This window comes from Duganella sp. FT27W (assembly GCF_009295655.1).
GTDB classification, from domain to species: domain Bacteria; phylum Pseudomonadota; class Gammaproteobacteria; order Burkholderiales; family Burkholderiaceae_D; genus Rugamonas; species Rugamonas zoogloeoides.
In genome coordinates this window covers 1,030,288-1,040,222 of the sequence record NZ_WHIV01000004.1, presented here as the reverse complement: position 1 = coordinate 1,040,222, position 9,935 = coordinate 1,030,288, and the positions used below count along the sequence as shown (strand labels likewise).

Annotated in this window: 7 protein-coding genes; 2 read left to right on the top strand and 5 right to left on the bottom strand. The window is 64.7% G+C overall.

The window, feature by feature from the left end; all coding sequences use genetic code 11:
* Positions 1–479: 479 nt before the first annotated feature.
* The 5 genes from F8197_RS21675 to czcI form a co-directional block, all read right to left on the bottom strand.
* A complete protein-coding gene (locus F8197_RS21675; protein ID WP_152883536.1) occupies positions 480–887 on the bottom strand; it encodes a hypothetical protein in 408 nt (135 codons plus the stop codon).
* A gap of 83 nt (positions 888–970) precedes the next feature.
* Positions 971–4,093, bottom strand: coding sequence for an efflux RND transporter permease subunit (locus F8197_RS21670; protein ID WP_152883535.1), 3,123 nt, complete (start codon positions 4,091–4,093; stop codon positions 971–973).
* Positions 4,094–4,106: 13 nt separating this feature from the next.
* Positions 4,107–5,381: an efflux RND transporter periplasmic adaptor subunit gene (locus F8197_RS21665; protein ID WP_152883534.1), complete on the bottom strand. Its 1,275-nt coding sequence runs from the start codon at positions 5,379–5,381 to the stop codon at positions 4,107–4,109.
* Positions 5,378–6,619, bottom strand: coding sequence for a TolC family protein (locus F8197_RS21660; protein WP_152883533.1), 1,242 nt, complete (start codon positions 6,617–6,619; stop codon positions 5,378–5,380). Before F8197_RS21660 ends, F8197_RS21665 begins: the two co-directional genes overlap by 4 nt.
* Positions 6,620–6,689: 70 nt before the next feature.
* The gene (gene czcI / locus F8197_RS21655) at positions 6,690–7,061 is read right to left on the bottom strand and encodes a cation efflux protein, CzcI family (protein WP_056143140.1); all 372 of its coding nucleotides are present in this window, start codon (positions 7,059–7,061) and stop codon (positions 6,690–6,692) included.
* Positions 7,062–7,180: 119 nt separating this feature from the next.
* Here czcI and F8197_RS21650 point away from each other — a divergent pair, with 119 nt between their 5' ends.
* Complete coding sequence (locus F8197_RS21650) at positions 7,181–9,118, top strand: phosphatase PAP2 family protein (protein ID WP_152883531.1); 1,938 nt, start codon at positions 7,181–7,183, stop codon at positions 9,116–9,118.
* A gap of 71 nt (positions 9,119–9,189) precedes the next feature.
* Complete coding sequence (locus F8197_RS21645) at positions 9,190–9,750, top strand: hypothetical protein (RefSeq protein ID WP_152883530.1); 561 nt, start codon at positions 9,190–9,192, stop codon at positions 9,748–9,750.
* Positions 9,751–9,935: the final 185 nt, after the last annotated feature.

The window sequence follows — 9,935 nt, the reverse complement described above, 5'->3', positions numbered from 1 at the left end:
TTCACCACAAGAATCCGGGGCAAAGCGCCCAATGTAAAAGACCGCCGGCGGCATGGTTACAGGGCGACCGGCACGAATCTTCCACTAAGTAAACTTATTCCCGTCAGGAAAAATATTCCGATACAGCTTGATCCATTGCGCATCCAAAAACATAAGTCTTTGAATCAAATAGGCTTTTTTCAACCGCTGGGGAGCTGACCAGCTACCCGGAACGCCCGAAGTAGCGCGAAGTATAGCCGAGTTACTTGCTGAAAAGAATTTATTTGATGCCGTGTCTCGTTGCCGCAACCAACTTTTCAGCAATATTTAGGGGGCAATAAAGATGCAAAATCGACTACCTTGCATTACTTTCACAGAATTAACCTTGATTAATGGCAATAAAACATCGTTTTCGTAACAGTATTTCACTTCTGTAACTTTGTGAAATGATACTTTGCATTAATATTGTGACAGTGCAATGACTTGCTGATGGGCGGGGGTCAGCGTGCTGAAGACGCTGGAGGGGATCGGTGACGCAGGCGCCAGGCCAGCACCACCGCAGTGACGGCCAGCAAGGCCAGCGCCACCATATTGAGGACGAACACGCCGTGGCCGAACCGCGCCACCAGGCCCAGGCTCACGCCCGCCTTGACGCTGAACTGCCAGCTGCTGTCGTAGGGGAAATAACTGCCCACCTGCGGCAGGTAATAAAGAATGCCGCCGATTAGCCCGCTGATCATGCGCTTGAGCGAAAGCACCGCCGCCAGGAAGCCGAGCATGGCCACGCCAAACAGCACGGCCAGCGCGTCGCCATATTGCGGCTCGCCCAGCAAACCGAGGCTGACGGCCAGCGCCAGCGCACTATTGAGTAACAAAACCCGCGCCAGCCATTTTTCAAATTCCTGCATCTGGTGATCTCTTCAATAAGGCCGCGCCCGGTGCGCGCCGCAGATTGTACCGTTTGTACCGTGCCGCGTGCACCGGACTAACTTCAGCCAGCCTGCCTGCTGCGGCCATGCACCAGGCGATACAACAATGGCAATACCAGCAGGGTCAGGGCGGTGGATGACAGGATGCCGCCGATGACCACCGTCGCCAGCGGGCGCTGCACCTCGGCGCCGGTGCCGGTGGCCAGCGCCATCGGCACGAAGCCCAGCGATGCCACCAGCGCCGTCATCAGTACCGGTCGCAACCGACCGAGCGCGCCCGCGCGAATCGCCTGCTCCACCGTCAGGCCATCGTCGCGCAGCTTGCGGATGAACGAAATCAGCACCAGGCCATTGAGCACTGCCACGCCGGACAGCGCGATAAAGCCCACCGCTGCCGAAATCGACAACGGGATGCCGCGCAGCGCCAGCGCGGCGATGCCGCCGGTGAGCGCGAACGGGATGCCGCTAAACACCAGCAAGCCATCTTTCATGCTGCCGAACATGGCAAACAGCAAAATCAGCACCAGCGCCAGGGCCAGCGGCACCACCAGTTGCAGCCGCTGCGACGCCGACTGCAACTGCTCGAACTGGCCGCCCCACGCAGTCCAGTAACCTGCCGGCACCTGGACCTGGCTGCGCAGCGTGTTTTCCGCCTCGGCCACGAACGAACCGATATCGCGCCCGCGCACGTTGGCGCTGATGACCACGCGGCGCTTGCCATCTTCGCGGCTGATCTGGTTGGGGCCGGGGGCGATGGTGAAACTGGCCACCTCGCCAAGCGGGATGAAGTTGACGCCGGCCGCGCCCCTGGGCAGCGGCACCGGCAGCCGGCGCAAGGCTTCCAGGTCCTGGCGCTGCACGTCCGGCAGCCGTACCACGATGTCGAAGCGGCGGTCGCCCTCGAACAGCGTACCGGCCTCGGCGCCGCCGATGGCGGTGGCAATCGTGTCCTGCACGTCGCCCACGTTGAGGCCATAGCGCGCGGTTTTCTCGCGGTCGATCTGCACGGTCAGCATCGGCAGGCCGGTGGTCTGCTCCACCTTCACTTCGGCGGCGCCGGCTACGCTGCCCAGGGTAGCGGCGATTTTCGCGGCGGTGTCGTTCAGCACCTGCGTGTCGTCGCCGAACAGCTTGACCGCCACGTCGCTGCGCACGCCCGAGATCAATTCGTTGAAGCGCAGCTGGATCGGCTGCGAGAACTCGTAGCCGTTGCCGGGCAGGCGTGCCAGCGTGGCCTGGATATCTTGCAGCAGCTCGTCGCGCGTTTTACGGGGTTTTGGCCATTCCGACTGCGGCTTGAGCATGATATAGCCATCCGAAATATTCGGCGGCATCGGGTCGGACGCGATTTCCGCCGTGCCGGTGCGCGCAAAAATGCGGTCGATCTCGGGGTACTTGTTCTTCAGTGTGACCTCGATCTGTTTTTGCATTTCCACCGACTGCGTCAGGCTGGTGCCGGGGATGCGCAGCGCCTGGATGGCGAAATCGCCTTCGTTCAGGCTCGGCACGAACTCGCTGCCCAGGCGCGTGGCCAGCAGCACCGACAGCACGACCGCGATGCCGGCAAACGCCAGCACCACCGGCGTATTGGCCAGCACCCGTTCCAGCACGCGGCCATACCAGGCGCCCAGCTGCTTCTGCTCCTTTTCCACCACGTTGTCGCCGATGAACAGCGCCACGGCGGCCGGAATGAAGGTGATCGACAGCAGCATGGCGCCGGCCAGCGCCATCACCACCGTCAGCGCCATCGGGTGGAACATGCGTCCTTCCACGCCGGTAAGCGCGAAGATCGGCAGGTACACGACCATGATGATCAACTGGCCGTACAGCAGCGGACGGCGCGCCTCCTTCGCTGCCGCGAACACCTCGACAAACCGCTCGGCGCGAGTAAGCTTGCGGCCCGCCTGCGCCTGCGCGTGCGCCAGGCGCCGCACGCAGTTCTCGACGATCACCACCGCGCCATCGACAATGATGCCGAAGTCCAGTGCACCAAGGCTCAGCAGATTGGCGCTGACCTTGAAGGTGACCATGCCGGTAAAGGTAAACAGCATCGACAACGGGATCACCATGGCGGTAATCAGCGCCGCGCGGATATTACCGAGGAAGACAAACAGCACCGCGATCACCAGCACCGCCCCTTCCATCAGGTTTTTCCTGACCGTGTTGATCGCCTTGTCCACCAGCACGGTGCGGTCGTACACGGTGATCGCTTCTACTCCGGCCGGCAGGCTGCGGTTGATCTCCACCATTTTTTTATCCACCGCCTGCGATACGGCGCGACTGTTCTGGCCGATCAGCATGAACACCGTGCCGAGCACCACCTCGCGGCCGTTCTCGGTGGCGGCTCCCGTGCGCAGTTTGCGCCCGATCAGCACCTCGGCCACGTCGCGCACGCGCACCGGCACCCCGCCGGCATTGGCCAGGATGATGTTGCGGATGTCGTCAAGTGACTGCACCTGTCCCGGCGCGCGCACCAGCAGCTGCTCGCCGCGCTTTTCGATGTAGCCGGCGCTGGCGTTGCCGTTGTTGCGGTTGAGCGCCGCCACCACGTCCTGCAAGGTCAGCCCATACGATGCCAGGCGCTGCGGATCGGGCGCCACCTGGTACTCCTTGGCGTAACCGCCGATGGAATTGATCTCGGTCACGCCCGGCACGTTGCGCAGCTGCGGCTTGATGATCCAGTCCTGGATCTCGCGCAGGTCGGTGGGCGTGTATGGCGTACCGTCAGCTTTTTTGGCGCCCTCCTTCGCTTCCACCGTCCACAGGTAGATTTCACCGAGGCCGGTGGAAATCGGCCCCATCGCCGGCGCCACGCCGGCCGGCAGCTGGTTGCGCGCCTCCTGCAGGCGCTCGTTGACCATCTGCCGGGCGAAGAAAATATCGGTGCCATCCTTGAAGATGACGGTGATCTGCGACAGGCCGTAGCGCGACAGCGAGCGGGTTTGCTCGAGGTGCGGCAGGCCGGCCATCACGGTTTCGAGCGGGAAGGTCACGCGCTGCTCGGTTTCCAGCGGCGAGTAGCCAGGCGCCGACGTGTTGATCTGCACCTGCACGTTGGTGATGTCGGGCACCGCGTCGATCGGCAGTTTTTGATAGTTGTAGATACCCAGCGCCGCCATGGCGGCGACCACCAGCATCACCAGCGACCGCTGGCCGATGGCGAATTGAATCAGACGTTCGAACATATGGTCTCCGGTCTTAGTGGGTGTGTTCGGCACTGTCTTTGCCCAGCTCCGCCTTCAGCACGAAGCTGCCGGTGGAGACATAGCGCACGCCCGGCTTGAGGCCGGCCAGCACTTCGGTCATCTTGCCGTCGCTGCGTCCCAGTTTCACCGGCTGCGCCAGGAAGCCGCCCGTTGTTTCGACGAACACCACCGGCTTTTCCTCGACCATCTGCACCGCGTCGGACGCCACGGCCACCGCCGCATCGGCGGCATTGGCGTTACGATTGGCAGACCCGGAAAGAACGTCGACCGTGATGAACAGGCCCGGGCGCCAGGCGCGGTCCGGGTTGGCCAGCGCCACGCGCGCCTTGGCGGTGCGGGTTTGCTCGCCCAGCAGCTCGCCCACGTAGATGATCTTGCCCTTGGCTTCGGCGGCAAAGGCGGTGGCTTTGACGGTGACCGTCTCGCCCACGCGCATCAGGTTGAGGTCGCGCGGCGGCACGGCAATTTCAGCCCACACCGTGGACAGGTCGGACAGCGTGAACACGATGGCGTCCTCCTTGACCGCCTCGCCCTGCGCCAGGTGTTTTTCCATCACCACGCCGGAAAATGGCGCGCGCAGTTCCAGGCGGTTGAGGTTTTTGCCGGAGCCGGAACCGGGACCGGAACCGGGACCGGACCCAACGCCGGCGCCAATGGCGCTGAGCTTCTGGCGCGCATTCTGCACCGCGATTTCCGCCTCGCTCATGGCCTGCTGCGCCTGCAAATAATCCTGCTCGGCCGAGATCTTGTCCTGCCACAGGCGCTGTTCGCGCTCCAGCGTGGTTGAGGCCAGGGCCAGGCGACGCTGTGCCGACAGCAGCTCGCTGCGCTGGTCGGACAGGCCGCTGCTGGCGATCACCGCCAGCACCTGCCCCTGTTTCACGCTCTGGCCCAGGTCCGCGTGCACTTCCATCACCACGCCGGCCAGCTTGGGCACCACGTGGGCGGTGCGGTCTTCGTTAAAACGGATCTCGCCGGGCAGCGATGTCACCACGCTGATCTTTGCCGGCGCGGCGGCGGCCAGCGCGATGCCGGCAGCTTTTACCTGGACGGCGTCGAGGACGATTTTTTCCGGTGGCTCTCCATCCGCGTGCGCGAGTTCGCCCGCAAGCGGCGCTGCGGCCGCCTTGGCCGGAGCTTTTTCCTTGCCATCGTGGCCGTGGTCGTCGTGCGACTCGCCGGCCTGTTTCGGCGCCAGGATCCACGCGGCCAGCAGCAGACCGATGACCGCCATCACGGCGATGATGATTTTTTGTTTCTTGTTCATTGTTCTGCTCCGAGTATGCGGGTGATGCTGGCATGGGCGCGGTGCGCCTGGGCCAGGGCGTTCAGGTATTGGGACCGGGCGTCGAGCAGCGTGCGCTGAGCGTCGAGCACGTCGAGGAAGCCGAACTTGCCGTTTTCAAAGCCGGTAGTCGCGGCGGCGTAGGCGCTTTGGGCGCCGGGCACGATGTCGGTGCGCAGCGCCAGCGCCTGCTCGCGGGCCAGGTCGAAATCCTCGCGCGCCTGCGCCAGGTCCGAGTCCAGCCGCAGCGCGGTCGATGACAGTTCATCTCTTGCCTTGTCCACCCGGCGCGCGGTCTCCAGTACATTGCCCTGGTTGCGGTCGAACAGCGGCAGCGGCACCGAGAAGCCCACGATCAATTGCGAGCGGCCCAGCTCCTCCGAGCGCTTGCTGCCCAGGTTGAGGGTGACGTCCGGTACGCGCCTGGACAGCTCCACCTGCGCCAGCGACTGCCGGCTCGCCAGTTCCGAGCGCGCCAGCGCCATGGCCGGCGCCTGCGCCAGCCGGTGGTGCAGCATGGCCTGGTCGGGCAGCGCCGGCAACTGGTCGATGTCGCCATCGGCTTTTTCAAACCGTGGCGACGGGTTGCCCCACATCGCCGACAATTTTTTTCGCGCCACCGCCAGTTCGCTGCGTGCGCGCAGCAGTTCCAGCGTGACCGAGGCGGCAGCCACCTTGGCCCGCGTTTCCTCCACCGGCGAGACCTTGCCGGCGACCACGCGGCGGCCGGTGGCTTGCGCCGCGCGCTGCGCCAGTTCCGACGACTCCTGCGCCAGCCGCAGTTGCTCCTGCGCGGCCAGCACGGCAAACCAGGCGTCGATCACATTGGCGCGGATCTCGGCCTGGCGCGCGGTGAGCGCGGCAGCGGCGCTGTCGCGGCCACGCTCGGCGGCCTGCACGCGGGCGCTGCGCTTGCCGCCCAGTTCCAGCGGCTGGCTGATCAAAAACGTGGTTTCGCGGACGTCATCGGCGCGCTTGCGATCGACACGTTCGACTTCGAGCGTGGGGTTGGGCAGCAGGCCGGCCTGTTGCACGGCGCCGTCGGTGGCCGACAGCTCGTGGCGGGCGGCCGACAGGTCGGCATTGGCGTCGGCCGCCAGCGCCAGCGCGGTCTGCAAGGTGAGCGGCGCGGCCGGCTCCGATGCGGGCAGATTGAAAGCTGCGGCCAGCGCGAACGCCGGCCATGCCGCTACACAGAGCGGCAGGAAATACTTGACCATCGAATTCTCCAGAATAAAGGGAAATTCGACGAGACGGTGGCGTCAGGGGCTACAACGAACGTCTCGTCGCCTAAGCGAAAAGACGCCAATTGGGCCGGGGCGGCCCTTCGGCAATATGGGATAGATACTGGGGAGTGAGCGGTGGCGCATAGCCGCTGGCGGTGGCCGGGGCGGCTACGCCATGCTCGTCGAGCACCGAGGCCTGCACCGCGTGGTGGCAGACTTCGCAGTCGCTGTGGGCCTTGGTCTTGCCCGGCTGCTGGTCATCGCCATCGTCGTCATCGTCACCGGCCTGCGCCTGGTGCTGGTGGCCGTGGTGGCCGAAATGCGTGGCAGGATGCTGCTGGCTGCTTTCCTCGTGCTGGCAATAGACGGCCGCCATCGACCAGGCGTACTGGATCGGCAGGATGGTCAGCAGAATAATGAGCAGGAATTTTTTCACGCGATGATTGTAGCAAACAACACGATGCAAGAATTTTTTTCATCCGGCGCCCCGCTTGTAACAAGCACGTCATATCCGGTCATTACTCTATGGCCTCCTTCATCTGCCCTGGACTCGACATGCACGTTTCTCCCCGCCCGCTCATCCTCGCCCTCAGCATCGCCGTCGCGCTCAGCGCCTGCGGTGGCACCTACCATGAAGGCCCGCTGGTCATTCCGGCCGCACCGGCCGACCAGGGCGCGGCCGATACGGCGCCGGTACCGAGCGTGACCGCGTTTGTCGACACCATCGCCACCAACCAGCGCGGCGACGCCCGCTACGCCACGCTCGAGACCAACGCCGGCGTGCGCGTGCTGGCCGGCATGCTCGACATCTGGACCCCGCTCACCCAGCTGGTCGATGCAGGCCAGACCGCGCCGGCCGTGGGGACCTTCCCTGCTGTCGCCGCCTCCGCCTGGACCGGCGTGCCGAACGATGGCACCAACGGCGGCACCATCCGCAACGCCACCGTCCACAATTACAATATCGATTACGTGGTCAAGGCCACCACCGCCCGCACCGCCGAGCAGACCACGCTGGCCTACTTCGACGACCGCCGTGGCAAGGGCTACAGCGTGACCGATGCCATGGGTCCGCTGACCGCCGCCTGGCGCGCCTCGACCCAGCAGACCACCACCATCAATAACGTGCCGGCCGACGCCACCACGGTGCTGTACAACGACGGCGGCAACAACAACGGCGTGGGCGGCACCGCCAACGCCAACTTCGGCACCGTGGTCGATTTCGTCAACATGGTCGGCGCCAACGGTTCGACCGAACCGGCCAAGCGCTTCTACAAGTATGCGCGTCCGTTCCGCTGGAGCAGTGCGGTGCAGGTGGTGCCGGCGCTGCTGCCAGCGCGCTCCTCCACTCCGGCCACCGACGGCGGCTTTACCAGCGGCCACTCGGCCGAAGCGATGCGCAACGCGCTGGCGATGGCCTACGTGGTGCCGGAACGCTTCCAGGAAATCTTGAGCCGTGGCCTGGAACTGGGCGAATCGCGCATCCTGGCGGGCATGCACTCGCCGCTGGACGTGTTGAGCGGCCGTATCCACGGCGAGGCTGTCGTCGCCGGCAACCTGGCCGACCCGGCCAACCAGGCCCTCAAAGCCAACGCCTACGCCCAGGCCCACACCACGCTGATGGCAGCCACGTCCACCACCGCCACCACGTACGCGTCGTTTGCACAATCGGGCACGCTGAGCACCGACCGCTTTGCCGACTACGCGACCAACAAGGCCAACTACATCCGCCGCAGCACCTACGGCTTCCCGCAAATCGCCAGCACCACGGCAGCGGCAGTGGTGCCGAAGGGCGCCGAAGTGCTGATCGAAACCCGCTTGCCGTATTTGAGCGCGGAGCAGCGCCGCGTGGTACTCAAAACCACCGCGCTCGCTTCCGGCTACCCGGTGATGGACGATGCTGAAGGCTGGGGCCGTTTGAACCTGTTCGCGGCAGCCGACGGCTATGCCGCTTTCAAGGGCAATGTCGTGGTCAACATGGATGCATCGAAGGGCGGCTTCAACGCGGCCGACCGCTGGCGCAACGACATCAGCGGCACCGGCAAGCTGGTCAAGCAAGGCACGGGCGCGCTGAAACTGGGCGGCAACAACACCTGGACCGGCGGCACCGAGCTGACCGCCGGCATCCTGGAAGCGATCTCGAGCACCGCGTTCGGCGCCGGTGACGTGTACGTGAGTGGCGGCACCCTGGTCGCCAATGCGGCGACCCCGGTCAAGGCGGCCAAGTACACCCAGCTGGCCGGCGCCACTGTGCTGGAAATCAATGCCCTGTCCGCTACCCAGGCCGGCCTGACCGTGACTGGCGACGCCACCATCGGCGGCGGCGCGCTGAGCATCAAGTTCCCGGGCAGCTACAAGCCAAAAGCAGGTGACACCATCACCGTGCTTGGCGCGGGCCGCCTGCAAGGCACGTTCACCACCATCACGGTGGCGGGCTTTGCCAAAGTGACGCCAACCTACAGCGGTACGACCCTGACTTTGACGGTCACCAACTAAGCGGCGCCAAAACGGTATGATAGGGGCGTGTTGCACGGTGTGCAGCACGCCCTTTTCTATCGGAAGCCCTGATGAACAAAGACGACCTGACCGCGCATCCGCAAGGCGAGTTCTTCAACACCCAGGCCGAACGCTTGCAGGCGGACCTGCAAAATTTTACGCGCCAGGTGGCCAGCTGCGACAAGCTGATCCGCATGGCGAATATCAGCCTCAACCAGATTGACGACCGCATCGCCGCAGCCGTCCAGGTGGAGGCGCGCGCCGCCGCCATCGTGGAAGCGAGCGCCAGCGAAGCCGCGCGCGCGGCGACCGAAGCGGCCACCAAGGCCGTGGCGGCGTCGGTCGCGCAACTGACCGCCGTCACCAGGCAGGCCGAGCACGTCTGCAGCGACCTCGAGCGCGCCCACGGCCGCGCCGCGCTGTGGAACGCCGGCTATATCGCCTGTGCGCTGGCGGCCTGCCTGCTGACCGGGTATGTGACGTACCGCATTGGCAAGTCGGCCGCGATCACGCCCGACATCGAGCACGCGGTGGAGGTGGCCGAACAGCACGAAACGCTGCTGCGCAAAGCCACCGACAAGGAAAAGAAGCAGATCGCCGACATCATCGCGCGCAAGCCAAAATCGAAGTAACCGGCCTTTGAGATGGGAGATGGCTCACCCAGGATGTGTTGCACCTCTCCCAAAGTGATGACTATTTTCCCTCCACGGTGTCCTTTCTCACGCTCGCGTTTCAAGTTCGCTTGACCGGCCTCAACGCGATCTTCAGACTCGATTGTATGGCCCCGGCATTCCGCCGACCATCCCTTCCTCTATCG